Source organism: Rhizobium sp. NXC14, from assembly GCF_002117485.1.
Taxonomy (GTDB): Bacteria; Pseudomonadota; Alphaproteobacteria; order Rhizobiales; family Rhizobiaceae; genus Rhizobium.
This window is the reverse complement of record NZ_CP021031.1, coordinates 354,065-370,628: the sequence shown is the minus strand read 5'-3', so window position 1 is coordinate 370,628 and position 16,564 is coordinate 354,065. Positions and strand designations below refer to the sequence as shown.

Genomic DNA, 16,564 nt, shown 5'->3' with positions numbered 1-16,564 from the left:
AATCTGGATCACCTAAAAAAAAGAGGCTGCCGTCGACCCATGTCCTACGGCAGCCAAGTCGCTTGGGAGGCGAATTTATAGCCGGGGCCATCGATCGAAGAACCGCTGGCCTGGGCAGGCAGTTGATCAGATCCCTATCACTTCATAGGCATCGGCGATCTGCCGGATCGACGCGACATAGGCGGCGGTCCGGTAGTCTCCGAGTTCCGGTTGCTGTTCGATGAGGTCGGCGATGCGTGTCCAGGTGCTGCGCATGACGTCTTCGAGGCCGGACCGCACGAGGTCGATTTCAGCGCCGCCTTCGAGGAACTCGTCGCGGATATCGGCGGGGAATTCCTTGCCGGTCATGCGTTCCAGCGCCGTTGCGATGGTCTGGTTGCGCCGCTCACGGCGGCGCCGTTCCATCAGACCGAAGGGAATATGCGTCAGGTTCTTCACCCACTCGAAGTAACTGACGACGACACCGCCGGCATTGACGTAAAGGTCGGGGAGGATCGTGATCCCACGGGTACGCAGGACCTTGTCGGCCTCGAAGGTCACCGGGCCGTTGGCGGCTTCGACAATGAGATGCGCCTTGATGCGGTCTGCATTGCCGGCATGGATGGCATTTTCCATGGCCGCCGGAATGAGGACGTCGCAAGGCTGCTCAATGCCCGTCATATCGCCGGCAAACGAGGTGGCGCCTTCGAACCCGAGGATGCTGCCGGTTTTGATCTGATGCTGCTTCAGCGCCTCGATCGCCAGACCCTCGGGATTGGCGACATAGCCGTCCCGTTCAGCGACAACGGTAACCCGGGCGCCGTCTTCCTCGGAGACGAACTTTGCCGCATGGTAGCCGACATTACCGAAGCCCTGAACGATGACGGCCGCACCCTTCAGATCACGCTTGCCGTTCAGGCCGGCAGTGCGCGGATCGCGGAGATAGCTCTGGATGGCGAACTGCACGCCTCGGCCGGTGGCTTCAGTGCGGCCGGCGATCCCGCCCTTCGACAGCGGCTTGCCGGTGACGCAGGCGCGCGCATTGATGACATCGGTCGGGTTGGCACGGCGGAACTCGTCCATCATCCAGGCCATTTCCCGCTCGCCCGTGCCAATGTCGGGCGCCGGTACGTTGACGCCGGGGCCGATCAGGCCGCGCTTGTTGAGTTCCTGGGTAAAGCGGCGGGTGATGCGCTCGAGCTCCAGCGGCGTCCATTCGCGCGGATCGATCTTCAGCGCCCCCTTCGAGCCGCCGAACGGGACATCGACGAGCGAGCATTTGAGCGTCATCAGGGCCGCCAGCGCCTCAACCTCTTCAGCATCGGCATTCGACGCATAGCGGATGCCGCCCTTTACCGGCTCGCAATGCTCGCTATGCACCGATCGCCAGCCGATGAAGCTGTACATGCGGCCGCGCAGGCGCACGCCGAAGCGAACCGTGTAGGTCGAGTTGCACTGCATGATCCGCTCCGACAGACCTTCCGGCAGGTCGAGGAACGTCATCGCATGGCGGAAGTTCTGGTCAACGCTATCCAGGAAGCCTGCGGAGCTGGTTTCTCCGGCTTGCACGTTGCGTTGTGGTATTGCGTTCACTTGGGGTTCCTCCTTGGTGGGAAAGTTTCGGGCCGAAGCTGTGTCAGCTCAGCAGAACTCGATGGTCTGCATTGCGCACCAGCAGGGCGTAGATCAGCGTGAACAGCCGGCGGGCGGTGTCGTTGTCGATGTTCACTTTCGCTGACAACCGGCTTTTCAGCAGTTCGGCTGCCTCGTTATGGACGCCGCGCCGACCCAAATCGATCGCCTCAAGCCGCTCAGGACCAGGGTGACGGACGGCATCGTAGTAGCTCTCGCAGATGCGGGTGTAATCGCTGAGCAGCCGGCGGAAGGGCGTGAGCGACAGGTAATGGCTAACAACATGCTCGCCATGGTCATCCGCGACATGCAGGGCCAGGCGCCCGTCAACCGCTTCGATCCTGAGGCGGTAAGGTCCGCCGTCGTGACCGAGCGGAATGAATGTATTGGATTCCAACAGGTCAATGACCGCGAGCGCTTGTTCCCGCTCAATTCTCGCGTCCCGGCCGCAGAACGACCGGTCGAGCGATACGTCGCAGAGACGGTACTCGGCGGAGGCCATGGCCCTGCCCTCCCCTCACATCGCTTCCACGCACATCGCGACACCCATGCCGCCGCCGATGCAGAGCGTTGCCAGACCTTTCTTCGCGCCGCGGCGCTTCATCTCGAACAGAAGCGTGTTGAGCACGCGGGCGCCGGAGGCACCGATCGGATGGCCGATGGCGATCGCGCCGCCGTTGACGTTGACGATCGACGGATCCCAGCCGAGGTCCTTGTTGACCGCGCAGGCCTGGGCGGCGAAAGCCTCGTTGGCCTCGACCAGCTCGACGTCGCCGATCGCCCAGCCGGCATTCGCCAGCGCCTTGCGCGAAGCCGGGATCGGGCCGGTGCCCATGACCTGCGGATCGACGCCGGCCGTTGCCCAGGAAACGATACGGGCGAGCGGCTGGATGCCGCGCTTGGAAGCCTGCGCTTCGGTCATCAGCAGGGCGGCAGCAGCGCCGTCATTGAGGCCGGAGGCGTTGCCGGCGGTGACGGTGCCTTCCTTGTCGAAGGCCGGACGCAGCTTGGTCATCTGGTCGAGCGTTGCGCCATGGCGGATATGTTCGTCCTGGTCGACGGTGATGTCGCCCTTGCGAGTCTTGACGATGAAGGGAATGATTTCATCGGCAAAGCGGCCGGCCTTCTGTGCGGCCTCGGCCTTGTTCTGCGAGGCGAGTGCGAAAGCGTCCTGCTCCTCGCGGCTGAGCTGCCACTGGCGGGCGACGTTCTCGGCGGTGATGCCCATGTGATAGCCGTAGAAGGCGTCGGTCAGGCCGTCCTTGATCATCGTGTCGATCATCTTGAAGTCGCCCATCTTCACGCCGCCGCGAAGATGCGAGCAGTGCGGCGCCATTGACATGGACTCCATACCGCCAGCGACGATGATATCTGCATCACCGGAGGTAATCTGCTGCATGCCGAGAGCCACGGCGCGAAGGCCCGAACCGCAGAGCTGGTTCATGCCCCAGGCGGTCTGTTCCTGAGGGATCCCCGCCTGCATCGCCGCCTGACGCGCCGGGTTCTGGCCCTCGCCTGCCTGCAGCACCTGGCCGAGGATCACCTCGTCGATCTCGCTCGCCTCGACCCCTGCGCGCTCAAGCACGTTCTTGATGACGGCGGCGCCGAGCTCGTGCGCCGGCGTGTTGGCGAACGCGCCGTTGAAGGATCCGACCGCAGTGCGGGCGGCGCTGGCGATGACGATCGATGGGGTGCTCATGCTGATCTCCTCTATGGTGGTCCTTGCGAAGCCGGCAAAGACCGGCTCCAGCGTTTCGGCAATCAGCCTTCAGGCTAGTTGACGATGGTCGCCTCGGTGGCGCTGCGGATCTCGCCGTCGGTGACGCCCTCGGCAAGCTCGACCAGCTTCAGTCCGCCATCGACGACGTCGAGCACACCGAGATTGGTGATGATCCGATCGACGACGCTTTGTCCGGTCAGCGGCAGGGTGCAGGCCTTCAGCACCTTGGATTCGCCGGCCTTGTTGGTGTGGTCCATGACGACCAACACCCGCTTGACGCCGGCGACCAGATCCATGGCGCCACCCATGCCCTTGACGAGCTTGCCGGGGATCATCCAGTTGGCAAGGTCGCCGTTCTCTGACACCTCCATGGCGCCGAGGATCGCCATGGCGATCTTGCCGCCGCGGATCATCGCGAAGCTCTGCGCCGAGTCGAAGAAGGCGGAATGCGGCAGCGCCGTCACCGTCTGCTTGCCGGCATTGATGAGATCGGCGTCGATCTCACCCTCGGTCGGAAACGGGCCGATGCCGAGCAGGCCGTTCTCCGACTGCAGCGTCACATGGACGCCTTCGGGGATGTAGTTGGCGACCAGCGTCGGAATGCCGATGCCGAGATTGACGTAGGTGCCGTCTTGAAGTTCGCGGGCAGCACGCGCCGCCATCTGGTTTCTGTCCCAGGCCATGTGTTTCTCCCCTGCCCTCAAGCCGCCGCGCGCGTGGTGCGCTGTTCGATGCGTTTCTCGTGCTGACCCTGGATCAGGCGGTGCACATAGATCCCCGGTACATGGATATGATCGGGATCGAGGCTGCCGACCGGCACGATTTCCTCGACTTCAGCGACGCAGATCTTGCCGCAGGTGGCGGCCGGCGGATTGAAGTTGCGGGCCGTCTTGCGGAAGACGAGATTGCCCGAGGCATCCGCCTTCCAGGCCTTGACGATCGACAGGTCTGCGACGATTCCAGTCTCGAGAACGAAGACCTCTCCATCAAAGACCTTGAGTTCTTTTCCTTTCGCAACCACGGTGCCGACGCCGGTCTTGGTGTAGAAACCGGCGATACCGGCGCCGCCGGCGCGCATCCGCTCGGCCAGCGTGCCCTGCGGAATGAACTCGAGCTCAAGTTCGCCGCTTAGATATTGCCGCATGAACTCGGCATTCTCTCCAACATAGGACGAGATCATTTTCCTGATCTGCTTGGTCTTCAGCAGCACGCCAAGGCCAAAGTCGTCGACACCGCAATTGTTCGAGGCGATCGTCAGGTCCTTGGTGCCAGCTTTGCGGATCGCATCGATCAGCAGTTCCGGAATGCCGCACAGGCCAAAACCGCCCGCGGCAATGAACATGCCGTCGAACAGCAAGCCTTCAAGCGCCGAGGCCGGATTGTCGAAGATTTTGTTCATACTCCCCCCATCAGGTTCGTCTGTTGCGGCGCCGAGGCGCCGCCTGGATTCATTCACTTGGGTTTCAAAGTCCGGCAGCGGTATCAAACGGCTGCGAGGTCTCTTTACCCACGATTGATGCAAACGACCTTCGGCTGGGTCATCTCTTCATAGGCAAAGCGCACGCCTTCCCGGCCCATGCTGCCGTATTTAGAACCGCCGAACGGCATGGCGTCGAAGCGATAGTCCGAGCTATCGTTGATCATCACGCCGCCAGCTTCGATCCTGCCTGCGGCGTCAAGTGCGACATTGAGGTTGCTCGTGAAGATGCCGGCGTGCAGGCTGTATTCGGGTTCATTGGCCAGTTCGATTGCTTCATCGAGCGTGGCAAATGGGGCAAGCATGACCACGGGCGCGAATACTTCCTCGTGCCATAGGCGGCAGGTGACAGGCGTGCCCTCCAGCACCGTCGGGTGATAGAGCGAGCCTTCGCGCTTGTGACCGCAGAGCAGTTTCGCGCCGGCCGCGAGGGCGTCATTGACGGCTGCTTCGGTCCGTTGGGCGACCTCTTTCGAGATCATCGGACCGACATCTGTATCCTCCTTCAGCGGATCGGCTGCCTTGAGCTTGTTCGTCGCGGCCACGAAAGCATCGCGGAAGCGCCCATAAAGCTCGGCTTGGACAAGAACACGCTGGGCGCCGATGCAGTTCTGACCGGCTGCCCAGAAGGCGCCGGAGACGCAGCCTTCAACCGCCTTGTCGAAGTCGCAGTCGTTCATGACGATGACCGGCGCATTGCCACCCAACTCCATCGCGAGTTTCTTCAGGCCCGCCTTGCGGCTGATCGCTTCCCCGGTTGCGAAGCCGCCGGTGAAGGAGACCATGCGGACCTCACGCGCGGAGACGAGAGCCGTGACGATCTCGCGATCGCCGTGAACGACGGTGATGATCTCCGGTGGCAAGCCCGCTTCCACCAGGGCTTCGACAAGGTTGATCGAGGAGAACGGCGTCAGGTTCGACGGCTTCAAGAGCACCGCGTTGCCGCCGGCGATCGCCGGGCCAAGCTTGTGCGCGACCAGGTTCAGCGGATCGTTGTAGGGCGTAATCGCGGTGATGATCCCGAGCGGCTCTCGCGTAAACCAGCCCTGGCGCTGCTCCGATCCGACAAAGGCATCGAACGGCACGATCTCACCGGCATTGCGCTTTGCCTCCTCGGCAGAGAGCTTTAGCGTGTTGACGCAACGAAGCACTTCCTTGCGCGCCTGGACGATCGTCTTGCCGGCTTCGCGCACGATGGTCTCGGCAAATGCGTCACGGCGGCTCTCGATGATCCGCGCAGCCCCTTCGAGGACGCGCGCGCGCTCATGTCTCGGCAACTTAGCGGAAAGCTCTGCGCCGCGACGGGCGCGGGCGAGGAGTTCGCCGATTTCGCTTGCATCCGTGGCCTCAATCGTTCCCAGCACAGACCCGTCATAGGGGCTGTAGACGGTGATCGGAGCCAAGCTGGTGGTGATATGAAGTTTGGCGGCGGTCATAGGCCGGCTTCCTCTTTCCTAATGACATCTGTGCAACGGTTGAGTTCGTCCGTCAGGGCAAGGGGATGTCCCCTGCCCTGTTCTGCATTCTCTTGAAGCGAATAGGTGCGGCCGGATCTATCCGATCGCGTTCACTCAGATTTTCTGACCGTTTAGAACCAGGTCATCGATGACGCAGCGTACTGCCTTTTCCGCGATCGAGACGATCTCATCGACTTCGGCCTTGGTGGTGACGAGCGGCGGCGCGAAGCCCAGGATGTCGCCATGCGGCATGGCGCGGGCGATCAGACCGCGGTCTCGGGCGGCCTTGGAGACGCGGGCGCCGACCTTCAGCGACGGGTCAAACCTGGTCTTGTTCTCACGATCGGCAACGAACTCGATCGCACCCATCAGGCCAACACCACGCACTTCACCGACGATCGGCAGCTGTGCGAACTTTTCCTTGAGTTGGGCCTGGAAGTAGGCGCCGACTTCGCGGGCGTTGCCAGGCAGGTTTTCCTTTTCGACGATGTCGAGGACCGCGTTTGCGGCGGCCGCACCGATCGGGTGACCGGAATAGGTATAGCCGTGCGAGAAGGCACCGACCTTGTCAGCGCCCTCTTCCATGACCTTGTAGACCTTCTCGCCGACGATCGCCGCAGACAGCGGGAAGTAGGCCGAGGTGAGACCCTTGGCGACCGTGATCAGATCGGGTTCGATCCCGTAATGCTGCGAGCCGAACATCGAGCCGGTGCGGCCGAAGCCGGTAATGACTTCGTCGGCAATCAAAAGCACGTCGTGCTTCTTGAGCACCGCCTGGATCGCCTCCCAATAGCCTTCCGGCGGCGGCGTGATGCCGCCGGTCCCAAGCACGGGCTCGGCGATGAAGCCGCCAACATTGTCCGGTCCGAGCGTCTCGATCATCTCATCGAGCTCGGCAGCGCGACGGGCCGAGAATTCGCGTTCGGTCTCGCCGGGGTTGGCGCCCCAATAGTGATGCGGAACACCGGCGTGATCGATCTGCGGCAGCGGCAGATCCATATGGTCGTGATAGAAGCTCATGCCCGTCATCGAGCCTGAGACGACGCTGCAGCCGTGATAGCCGCGTTCGCGCGAAATGATCTTCTTCTTCGTCGGCTTGCCACGCAGGTTGTTGTAATACCAGACGAGCTTGGCCTGGGTCTCGTTGGCGTCCGAACCGGACATGCCGTAAAACACCTTGCTCATCTTGCCGGGCGCCATCTTCACGAGCCGGTCGGAGAGGATCGCAAGCTCGTCGGTCGTGTGCGCGGCGTAAGAATGATAATAGGCCAGGCGATAGGCCTGACGAGAGATCGCCTCGGCGACCTCAGTGCGGCTATAGCCGACGTTGACGCAATAGAGACCGGCAAAACCGTCGATCAGTTGGTTGCCGTGCGCATCCTGGATGCGGATCCCCTTACCGGTCTCGACGATCGTCGGTTCGCCGAGCTTGCCGGTCGCAAAGTCCTTCAACTGCGTGAACGGATGCAGGACCGAGTTGCGGTCTTTCTCGGCGATATCTTTGATGTTGATCGTCATCCCAAATTCCTTAAGTTGCAAGCTCTTGGCTGCGAATTTCCGGGTTCAGCAGGAAGCCAATCCTTCGACATCTCGCCAGCCACTTTTGGTCAGATCATACTGTCGCCAACTGCGAGCTCGTGCGCAGCGTTTCGGTCGGTCATCCCGCAGCCTTCCTGCATTTTTAGTGGCGCTTCTGCAGGATTCGGCCGATTGGTTGAAAATCAGCGATATTGCATAACGTTAGTTCAAAAGCGCGGCACATAGTACGGGGAAAGCGCTGGCTTCTTTCGTTTGTTGTTGGAGACACCAACCTTCTCGGGACAAAGTGGGCGCGGCAGCGCCCATCGCCTCGTTGAAAATACCGGACCAGACGACCACGATCAGTCAAGCCTGTATAGCGACCTATTGTTCTTGAAGAGGATCATTTCAGCCGCCTCAACAGCTTCTTCGAAGCCAAGGCTGCCTCCAATCACATGCTCAGTGAGCGCCTGAGCGAGATAGCGCTTGCCCCATCTCCCGGCCAACCAATAGAGTTCGGGGATATGATAGGCGTCGCTCGCGTACATTATTTTAGACAGAGGGACAACTTCCATCACCTGCATGTACCGCTGGAACAAGTTTTGGTGCACGAACGGTGTCATGATCGACAGCTCGAAATAGCAGTTTGGATATAGGTGGCTGAGCCATGCCGCCTTTCCGACCGATGGGAAACCCGCATGTAGAGGGATGATCTTTGGCATCCGCATCATATTATCGCGATCGAACCGGCAGACTTCCTCGAGATAGAAGGGATCTTGGTTGCGCAGTATCACGTCAGGTGCTTCGCCATCCCCGGTATGAATTTGCATGGGGATATCTCGCTTAAGGCATTCCTCAAGCGCAATCGTAAAATTGTAACGGCACAGATCTTTGGTGACATTGTAACCAGACTCCCGGTCCATCTGCGGAATCTTGTGGAAAGATGCTCTAAGCTCCTTCCAGGAGGCCTGCGCAACCGAGCGATCGTGAAGCGGACGGATCAAACCAATGTAAGGCAGAAGGTAGGACTTCATTCCATAGGATTTCTTGCCGTAGTTGCCCTTGCCGTCACCATCGAGCATCTCGCGCATCCTGGCGGAAAAGCGCTGCTCGTACTCATCGAACGTAATATCGAGAGGGAATAGCTCTTTCTGAATCATCTCGATTCTAGCGAGCCGGTTTGTCCGGCACGGCAATATAGCTTCCTCGAAGCTAGTGATTTCCGCCGCGCCGCACCCTTCGGCGTAACCAGTGTCCAGCATGATGTTTTCGAGATTCACGTCCCTAAAGAGGCTGTTCACGTAGCCCCAGTAGTTTTTCCCGCGCTCATTTCTTGCTTCAATCACCGCCTCCATTCGAGGTTCACATTCTAGAAATTGCGCGAGCTCCTTTACCAAAAATTTCATGAAAACACTTTGAGCAATGTCGTGGGTGATGCCGTCGACCTTATTCTGAATGTCAAATTGCTTATTCAAGTCGTGCTTAGTGGCATCGTCTCCCTTGAGCCAGCGGTCGTAAACACCATACGGGAAATAGTTGGGTATGGGATAGCCCGCCAGCGATATGCGTTCTACGAAACGTTGCGGCGACGTGAATGCGTCTCGGTCGGTTATGATGTGGCAATGAGTGTCGTCAACCGGCAGATCGTAAATCGCTTCGAATATCTTCGAAAATAGGGGGTGCTGCTTCGACCGAAACAGCGGCAGATGTTCTAACCTGTCTGCTGCGTTGCGTTGCATGTTCATAACTCCGTTAAATGAAGAGGTTGGGCGCTTGCGGCCGCGTGGAAGCACGGGAGGGCACTACGGGACGAACTGCTAGCTCACTTTTTTGGTCTATGCAACGAACGTCTCGTAACACCGTATGCGATTCATTTGTTTCATTAAGGTTTTCGATGCCGAGATAAATCTCGGCTCTAGCGGCGCCTCCAGATGCAACATATGATGCGAATATCTCACATTCAAACATTCATTGCAATCTTGGGGCAGTCGCGCTAAAAGCTGGCCCAGGGGCCAGTATCCACAGCGGAGGGCTCCCAGGCTGCGCCGCGCCGCCTTAGAAGCCGTTGCTGCACAAAAACTTCAATCATAAAGGGAACTTGGTCATGTCGACGTCTACGAGCAACTCGGCCTGTGGAAGGCCGCGAATTTTCGCAAAGCTTAGTGATCTCTCGTCTGCTGAGAAGGGGATGTCGCGATGAGCGGAATCAAGATTGACCTTCAGTCCGGGTGGTCGCGGCGAACCGTGATCAAAGCAGGTATCGGCGGAGTATCGTTGCTCGCAACGCCGTCCCTTCTGCGAGCCGAAGAGATCGGCGGCGAGTTGTACCTGGAGACGTTCGGCGGCGAGTACAGCGAGGCACTCACCGCGTATGTTGTTAAACCATTCGAAGAACGTTATGGCGTTAAAGTGCGTGTGGGGACGTTCGGCGGGGGCGCCGAACAACTTGCAAAAGTACAAGCTGGAAACGATCGCATTGACGTGACCTCTCTCAATGGTCAGTATATGTACGCCGCAATTAAGGCGAATAGTGTACTGCCTTTGCGTCTTGAGAACATTCCCAACTTTGCCAACCAGTCCGAGAGTTTCCGAAAGCCTACCTATGAGGTCGGTGATGGAAAAAACTATAGCGCTGGCCTGGTGTGGGGGGACACCTCAATCGCCTACAACACGGAGATGATTAAGGAAGAGCCCACAAGCTGGAACGACCTTTTGCGTCCTGAATTGAAGGGACGCGTTTCCATGTATGGCGAGGCTGATACGTTAGTTCAAACCGGTGCGATAATGACCGGACAAGACATCAACGACATGAAAGACCTTGCTGCGATCGAAGCGAAATTGATGGAGCTGAGACCGCAGCTTCTAAAATTTTGGAACAGCGGGTCCGAAGCAACGCAATTGTTCGCCTCTGGCGAAATCTGGATTGCTAACTTCTGGCGAGGTCGCGTTAACAAGCTCGCAGAGGATGGAGTTCCAATAAAATATGTCGTGCCAAAAGAGGGATCTGTAGGATGGGTCGATTGCTTTGCAATCCCCCGCACTTGCAAAAACCAGCGAGCGGCCGAGGCCTTTATCTATACTGCACTTGACGCCGAAGTGATGAAAAACTTTGTCACGAAGGGCATCAACTACGCGCCGGCGACAACCAACGTCGACCTCACCCCGCAGGAACAGGAAAAACTGGGTGCCACACCCGCCATCTTCAAAACCGCAGCCTTTCCAAGTTCCCAGTATCAGGCTGCGCATCAAGCTGAGTGGGAACTCATCGCGACACGGGTAAAGGGCTCTTAAGTCTCCTTTCCGAAAGCAGGGTCGAATCGCAGCCGGGATGGTACCCGGCTGCGGGCATCTAGTTTATGGGAGAGGATTTATCTTGGAAATCGATGTCGAAGTGGTCAATGTGACCAAAACGTTCGGTGAATTCGTTGCAGTAAACGACGTGTCATTCGCCATTCCTAAAGGCGAATTCTTTTCTCTGCTGGGGCCAAGCGGCTGTGGCAAGACAACGATAATGCGCATGATTTCCGGGTTTGGACAGCAGACATCTGGTCAAATTCGCATCGCCGGTCGTGACATGAGCGGCATCAAGCCATATCAACGCCCAACCAACCTGGTGTTCCAGCATCTGGCCCTGTTTCCCCATTTGAGCGTAGCGCGCAACATCGCCTTCGGGCTCGAAATGGCGGGGGAACGGCGGCCTGCAATTCTAACAAAGGTTGCGGAGGCTCTGGATCTGGTGCAGCTTCAGGGATATGCGGATCGCAGGATCGACCAACTATCCGGGGGGCAGAGGCAGCGCGTCGCAATTGCGCGCGCTTTAGTGAAGCGGCCGACTGTCCTCCTTCTAGATGAACCGCTAGGGGCGCTAGACTTGAAGCTTCGCGAGCAGATGCAGATCGAATTGAAGCGTATTCAGCGAGAGGCGGGAACTACATTCATTTATGTCACACATGATCAGCGCGAAGCGATCACGATGTCAGACAAGATTGCGGTAATCAATAAAGGGCGGATAGAGCAAATCGATACCGCCTCCGCCATTTACGAACACCCTAGCACGTCGTTTGTAGCAGGCTTTATTGGTGACACAAATTTCTTGCACGGACGCTTAACAAGCGTGAGTTCGGGCCATGGAGTGGTCGCGATAGGAAGCTCAGAAGTTCAGGTGCCGCTCAATTTCATCGCAGTTGCGGGAGATGCAATTACCCTATCAGTCAGGCCCGAGCACCTTCATCTGGGCCCCGCATCCAATGGAGCGTGCAATTCATTCTCGGCTCGAGTGGATGATGTAATTTACCTCGGATCGCTTTCGCACTACCGGTTGGCACTGGACGGCGGCATCTTCCTTACCGCCGAAGTTCAAAATCGCTCGAATGCACCAATCAGTAGAGGCGATGCTACAACGGTAAGTTGGAAACCGGAAGCGGCGACCGCCTTTCCAGCGGTTAGAGGGTGAACTAATGGCTAAAACCCTGTCGATCTTTCCCGCACCGGAGGAAGCACTAAACCAACAGCGGACGCGCACAAGGCTGTTCATGTTGCTAAGCCCAGGAATGCTATGGTTGCTGCTCTTTTTCGTACTGCCGTTAGGCGTTCTTGTTTCTCTGAGTTTCTACGCCTTTATCGACACACAGATCACGAACATCCTTACAACAGAAAACTACGAGAAAATCTTCACCGAGGCGGTCTACGGGAAGATCTTCTTGCGTAGCTTTATGATTGCAGTACTGGTCACAACTGTTACTTTGTTGATCGGATATCCGGTTGCGCACTTCATAGCGCGTAAGTCCCATGCTTCCCGCGATGTCCTTCTTTTGGCGTTGATAATTCCGTTTTGGACCAGCGTCGTCATTCGCACCTACGCTTGGAAAATCTTGCTTGGAAATTCAGGTCTCATAAATTACCTGTTGCGCGAGTTAGGCTTGGCGGATCAGCCGATCCAATTTCTGTATTCCACACCTGCGGTGGTCATCGGGCTCGTGCATGTCTTCCTCCCGTTCATGATCATGCCACTCTATGCCTCCCTCGAGAAACTGGACGCCAGCTTCGAGGAAGCGGCGATGGATTTGGGAGCAAGCCGGACACGTACCTTTCTGCGAGTCACGCTGCCTCTGACTTTGCCGGGGGTGGCGATGGGCTGCCTCCTTGTATTCGTTCTGTCGCTCGGTTCATTCCTGACACCCGATCTGCTCGGCGGCACTAATAGTCTGATGATCTCCAACGTTATTCAGGAACAGTTCCTGCAAAGCGGAAACTGGCCTCTTGGAGGTGCGATGTCTGTAATCCTGTTACTCGTCTCGCTGATCTTTATCTTCGTTTACAACCGTCTCTTTGATTTTGATGAGGAGGCCGGCGCATGAGAGACATCCCGCAAAAACTGCTGACCGCTGCTGTTTTTATCTTTTTGTTTCTGCCGATTGTCATGGTCGTTGTGATGTCTTTCAATGCGTCACGCTACTCCGTGTTTCCTGCACCCTCTTGGACCCTGCATTGGTATCGCAATGCTATAGAAGACGAGCGCATTCTTGAGGCACTACGCACCAGCACCGTCATTGCGTTAGTATCTTCAATCATTGCCACGGCAATTGGAACATGCACCTCCATCGCCCTATCCCGATTTCGGTTTCGAGCACGCAACATGACACGCGCTGCCTTTATGACACCATTGGTGTTTCCCGAGATGATCCTGGCGGTGATGCTCCTTGTAGTGTCCGCTCGTCTCAATCTTCAAGGCGGGTTCTGGATTGTTGTGGGCGGCCACGTTCTGATCGGGCTTCCCTTCGTCATCACGGTTGTCTCCGCGCGTCTCGTTGGTTTTGATCAGTCTCTTGAAGAAGCCGCGATGGATTTAGGTGCGAGTGAATGGCTAACGTTTCGCCGCGTGACATTGCCGTTGGCGCTGCCAGGAATTGTCGGAGGCGGACTTCTAGCCTTTACTGTTTCGTTCGACAACTTCCTCATCACTTACCTGGTCGCAGGATCTGATGTAGTGACGATTCCTATCAAAATTTACTCGATGATCCGCACAGAGTTCAGTCCGAAGCTGCACGCCTTTTCTACCTTCATCCTGATCCTGAGTGTGTGTTTGCTAATCAGCTATCGCATGGCGATCAAAAGGGTCCCAAAGTGAAGCTCGCAGCGAACAGGAACTAATATGTATCTTGCTGAGTATGATGAACTCGACGCCACCGGGCTTGCGGAAATGGTTCGCCGTAAGGACGTCTCGCCCGACGAGCTTTTGCGTGCGGCTATCGATCGAGCGCAGGCGCGCAACACGCTGCTGAATGCAATCGTCACGCCAATGTACGATGAGGCAACTTCGCAAATTAGGTCTGGTCTTGCCCAGGGGCCTTTCCGAGGAGTTCCTTTCCTCCTAAAGGATGGAACTGATTACGCTGGCGTTCCAACGCGACACGGCAGCCGCATCTTCGATAAATGCCCACCTCCACTTCAGCATGATGACGTTACCCAGAAATATTTGGATGCAGGATTAGTTATATTTGGAAAAACAAGCATGCCGGAATTGGGAAATTCCGGCACCACTGAAGCTGAAGCTTATGGGCCCTGCTCAAACCCTTGGGACACTACTCGCAGTCCAGGTGGTTCTAGCGGCGGATCAGCGTCCGCCGTCGCCGGACGCATTGCTCCAATGGCTAGCGGTGGTGACGGGGGGGCTCGATCCGCAACCCCGCGTCTGCTTGTGGTTTGGTGGGACTGAAGCCCACACGTGCTCGCGTAACCCTGGGTCCCCGGACCTTTGAAGGCAATGCAGGCCTTCCCGTTGCGCACGCCCTAACCCGTTCGGTTCGGGACTGCGCCGTTCTTCTCGATTGCACCGCAGGCCCTGTTTTGGGCGACGCTTATGTCGCGCCACGCATTGAACGGCCGTTTGGCGCCTCGGTCGGTGAGCCGCCCGGCCGCCTGAAGATCGGTTTTCACACAAAACCCCACCATCATGTAGCCATTGATCCTGAATGTATCCGCGCGGTGGAAGAAGCTGCGAAGCTTTGCGAGGAGTTGGGGCATATGGTCGAACCGTACCAACCGAATATTGACGGGATGCTTTTTCAAGAAATCAACCTTGTTCTCTGGAGTGCGGATAACCTTCTAAGCCTTTCGCCGGCAGTGGACGTCCAGCGTGACCTCTCTGACCATCCCGACTTAGAGTGGATAACTTCCCAAATCGCTGAGCGCGCAAAGCGCTTTAGCGCGCTCGATCTTGCGCAGGCCAGGCAGAAGATGCATCAACTGTCCAAGGCCGTCGCCATGCCCTTTGCAGTTTATGATCTGATCCTCTCTCCCGTAGTAAGGGAGCGGCCTTGGAAGTTGGGTGTTTATGAGAGCGGCTTCAGGACTGCAGAGGAGTACTTCTCGCGGGTTTACGATTATTCTCCGTTTTGTTGGCCCTACAATCTATCCGGCCAGCCAGCAATCTCCGTACCTTTTCACTGGACTGCGGAAGACCTGCCGATTGGTGTTATGTTCGCGTCACGGTACGGTGACGAGGCCACGCTGATACGCGTCGCATCCCAAATCGAACTCGCCCGTCCGTGGGCGGGAAGAAAGCCGAGAGTTGTCGAACCTCGAAGCACCGACATGTAGCTTGCTGCCATTAGCAGACTTGTGGATTCTCGGCCGACCTATGGCTATCGGCGGATCGCTGCTCTTCTGAACAGGGGGCGGCGAGCCGCCTATCAGCCCGTGATCAACCGCAAGCCAGTTCATTGCATATTGGCCAACCACGCCATGATCCTTGAGATGCGCATTGGAGCACGGGCACATAGAACGAGTTGCCATCGTAGCCGGTAAGCCAGCTCATCTCGGCCTGATCCGTGACGACGAGCACATCAATGCCTTCGCGAGCCATAGCATGGCGAGGGCATTTGAGCCGAGTTTAGTATTCGGACAGTTCAAAACGCAATGGAAAATCGCTCATATCTGATCCCCGACATCGCTTTGACTCGTCAAATCACGGTGGACACTGAGGCAAGCGTCAGTTTGCACAGGTCCGTGATGTCGTAGATAGGAAGCCCGGTCTTGGCTCGAAGAGAATTCGCGACGACGGGAAAGGCTGTGCACTCGAGTAGTATAAGTGCAATGTCGGGATGGACGGCGCGAAGTACCGAAATACGATCACCAACTTCTCGTTCAATCTGCTCAAGGTCGGTCCGCACAAATGGGCGCGCCAATGCGTTGCGCACGTAGACCCCACCTTCGATCCCTCCGACCACCACGCGCTTTCGGTCTGCGGGACTTTGGATGCCCAAGAGGTCCTCACTGCAGTGTCGCGAGTCGGCGGTCAAAACGGCAAGTTTTTTTTGAGGCGCAAGCTGTTGCAGCAAAACTGGAATGAGAAGCAGGCTGGAAGTCACGACGGGCACATTGACTGCTGCGGAAATCGCTTGCTGGTGACGGATGAAAAAGCCGCAGTCTGCGGTAATCACGCCGGCACCTCGAGCAACCAGGCGCTCGGCAGCTGCCACGCAGGCGCCCTCGAGCGAAGCGTCTCCTCGAATGACCACGTCTGGCAAGGCACCTTCCACTATTTCTGCAATCAAGGGTCTCTCAAAGGTTGCCGGGTGGTATAGGGACCCTTGGCGCGGAGGGAACGTCGGACTGTCGGGCGACAGGCCTTCATCCAGTTCAAGAATTCCGAGAGTTAGGCTTCTTTGTGAAGACATAAATAGAGCTCCATTGGTTCAACCGGCTTCACCACTTTACGATTCGAGTGGCATCTGGCTCAGAAAGTGACTGTGAGCCGCTCACATTGCTTGGTGTACCTCA

The 16,564-nt window shown here is 57.6% G+C and carries 15 protein-coding genes and 2 pseudogenes; 7 read left to right on the top strand and 10 right to left on the bottom strand.

Features of this window, described 5'->3' with window-relative positions:
• Positions 1–126: 126 nt before the first annotated feature.
• From NXC14_RS23615 to NXC14_RS23580, 8 genes are all read right to left on the bottom strand, one after another.
• Positions 127–1,572: a Glu/Leu/Phe/Val dehydrogenase gene (locus NXC14_RS23615; RefSeq protein ID WP_085780483.1), complete on the bottom strand. Its 1,446-nt coding sequence runs from the start codon at positions 1,570–1,572 to the stop codon at positions 127–129.
• Positions 1,573–1,615: 43 nt separating this feature from the next.
• Entirely contained in the window at positions 1,616–2,113 is a 498-nt protein-coding gene (locus tag NXC14_RS23610; RefSeq protein WP_085780482.1) for a UPF0262 family protein, read from the bottom strand.
• Between the two features lie 15 nt (positions 2,114–2,128).
• Positions 2,129–3,310, bottom strand: a complete 1,182-nt coding sequence (locus NXC14_RS23605; RefSeq protein ID WP_085780481.1) for an acetyl-CoA C-acetyltransferase — start codon at positions 3,308–3,310, stop codon at positions 2,129–2,131.
• A gap of 74 nt (positions 3,311–3,384) precedes the next feature.
• On the bottom strand, positions 3,385–4,014 hold the full coding sequence (locus tag NXC14_RS23600) for a CoA transferase subunit B (protein ID WP_085780480.1): 630 nt from the start codon (positions 4,012–4,014) through the stop codon (positions 3,385–3,387).
• Positions 4,015–4,031: 17 nt separating this feature from the next.
• Positions 4,032–4,730 carry a CoA transferase subunit A gene (locus tag NXC14_RS23595; protein WP_085780479.1) on the bottom strand — a complete coding sequence of 233 codons (699 nt, stop codon included), beginning with the start codon at positions 4,728–4,730 and terminating at the stop codon, positions 4,032–4,034.
• 104 nt (positions 4,731–4,834) lie between these two features.
• On the bottom strand, positions 4,835–6,244 hold the full coding sequence (locus NXC14_RS23590; protein ID WP_085780478.1) for an aldehyde dehydrogenase family protein: 1,410 nt from the start codon (positions 6,242–6,244) through the stop codon (positions 4,835–4,837).
• Positions 6,245–6,379: 135 nt separating this feature from the next.
• Positions 6,380–7,783 (bottom strand): aspartate aminotransferase family protein, encoded by a 1,404-nt coding sequence (locus tag NXC14_RS23585; protein ID WP_085780477.1) that lies wholly within the window; start codon positions 7,781–7,783, stop codon positions 6,380–6,382.
• Between the two features lie 362 nt (positions 7,784–8,145).
• Positions 8,146–9,522: an amidohydrolase family protein gene (locus tag NXC14_RS23580; RefSeq protein WP_245362181.1), complete on the bottom strand. Its 1,377-nt coding sequence runs from the start codon at positions 9,520–9,522 to the stop codon at positions 8,146–8,148.
• 457 nt (positions 9,523–9,979) lie between these two features.
• On the opposite strand from NXC14_RS23580, the gene NXC14_RS23575 reads away from it, so the two are divergent.
• The 7 genes and pseudogenes from NXC14_RS23575 to NXC14_RS32655 form a co-directional block, all read left to right on the top strand.
• A complete protein-coding gene (locus tag NXC14_RS23575; RefSeq protein ID WP_085780475.1) occupies positions 9,980–11,074 on the top strand; it encodes an extracellular solute-binding protein in 1,095 nt (364 codons plus the stop codon).
• An 82-nt stretch (positions 11,075–11,156) separates the two neighbouring features.
• Positions 11,157–12,236, top strand: coding sequence for an ABC transporter ATP-binding protein (locus tag NXC14_RS23570; RefSeq protein WP_245362180.1), 1,080 nt, complete (start codon positions 11,157–11,159; stop codon positions 12,234–12,236).
• A 4-nt stretch (positions 12,237–12,240) separates the two neighbouring features.
• Positions 12,241–13,140 (top strand): ABC transporter permease, encoded by a 900-nt coding sequence (locus NXC14_RS23565; protein ID WP_085780473.1) that lies wholly within the window; start codon positions 12,241–12,243, stop codon positions 13,138–13,140.
• The gene (locus NXC14_RS23560) at positions 13,137–13,910 is read left to right on the top strand and encodes an ABC transporter permease (RefSeq protein ID WP_085780472.1); all 774 of its coding nucleotides are present in this window, start codon (positions 13,137–13,139) and stop codon (positions 13,908–13,910) included. Before NXC14_RS23565 ends, NXC14_RS23560 begins: the two co-directional genes overlap by 4 nt.
• A gap of 24 nt (positions 13,911–13,934) precedes the next feature.
• Positions 13,935–14,498, top strand: coding sequence for an amidase family protein (locus NXC14_RS23555; protein ID WP_085780471.1), 564 nt, complete (start codon positions 13,935–13,937; stop codon positions 14,496–14,498).
• The gene (locus NXC14_RS23550) at positions 14,489–15,382 is read left to right on the top strand and encodes an amidase family protein (RefSeq protein ID WP_198175540.1); all 894 of its coding nucleotides are present in this window, start codon (positions 14,489–14,491) and stop codon (positions 15,380–15,382) included. The genes NXC14_RS23555 and NXC14_RS23550 overlap by 10 nt, the downstream gene beginning before the upstream one ends.
• Positions 15,383–15,538 (top strand): annotated as a pseudogene (locus tag NXC14_RS32655) (IS3 family transposase); the annotation flags it as partial.
• Here the strand turns inward: NXC14_RS32655 and NXC14_RS34010 are convergent.
• Both NXC14_RS34010 and NXC14_RS23540 read right to left on the bottom strand, forming a co-directional pair.
• Positions 15,486–15,659: pseudogene (locus NXC14_RS34010) on the bottom strand (aminopeptidase P family N-terminal domain-containing protein); the annotation flags it as partial. The pseudogenes NXC14_RS32655 and NXC14_RS34010 overlap by 53 nt on opposite strands.
• An 85-nt stretch (positions 15,660–15,744) precedes the next feature.
• The gene (locus NXC14_RS23540; protein ID WP_085780468.1) at positions 15,745–16,461 is read right to left on the bottom strand and encodes a hypothetical protein; all 717 of its coding nucleotides are present in this window, start codon (positions 16,459–16,461) and stop codon (positions 15,745–15,747) included.
• Between the last annotated feature and the right edge of the window lie 103 nt (positions 16,462–16,564).

Coding starts and splice junctions, on each gene's coding strand:
- NXC14_RS23565 (WP_085780473.1), top strand. CDS start 12,241: ATGGCTAAAACCCTGTCGATCTTTCCCGCACCGGAGGAAGCACTAAAC.
- NXC14_RS23540 (WP_085780468.1), bottom strand. CDS start 16,461: ATGTCTTCACAAAGAAGCCTAACTCTCGGAATTCTTGAACTGGATGAA.
- NXC14_RS23585 (WP_085780477.1), bottom strand. CDS start 7,783: ATGACGATCAACATCAAAGATATCGCCGAGAAAGACCGCAACTCGGTC.
- NXC14_RS23595 (WP_085780479.1), bottom strand. CDS start 4,730: ATGAACAAAATCTTCGACAATCCGGCCTCGGCGCTTGAAGGCTTGCTG.
- NXC14_RS23600 (WP_085780480.1), bottom strand. CDS start 4,014: ATGGCCTGGGACAGAAACCAGATGGCGGCGCGTGCTGCCCGCGAACTT.
- NXC14_RS23560 (WP_085780472.1), top strand. CDS start 13,137: ATGAGAGACATCCCGCAAAAACTGCTGACCGCTGCTGTTTTTATCTTT.
- NXC14_RS23590 (WP_085780478.1), bottom strand. CDS start 6,244: ATGACCGCCGCCAAACTTCATATCACCACCAGCTTGGCTCCGATCACC.
- NXC14_RS23605 (WP_085780481.1), bottom strand. CDS start 3,310: ATGAGCACCCCATCGATCGTCATCGCCAGCGCCGCCCGCACTGCGGTC.
- NXC14_RS23610 (WP_085780482.1), bottom strand. CDS start 2,113: ATGGCCTCCGCCGAGTACCGTCTCTGCGACGTATCGCTCGACCGGTCG.
- NXC14_RS23575 (WP_085780475.1), top strand. CDS start 9,980: ATGAGCGGAATCAAGATTGACCTTCAGTCCGGGTGGTCGCGGCGAACC.
- NXC14_RS23580 (WP_245362181.1), bottom strand. CDS start 9,522: ATGCAACGCAACGCAGCAGACAGGTTAGAACATCTGCCGCTGTTTCGG.
- NXC14_RS23555 (WP_085780471.1), top strand. CDS start 13,935: ATGTATCTTGCTGAGTATGATGAACTCGACGCCACCGGGCTTGCGGAA.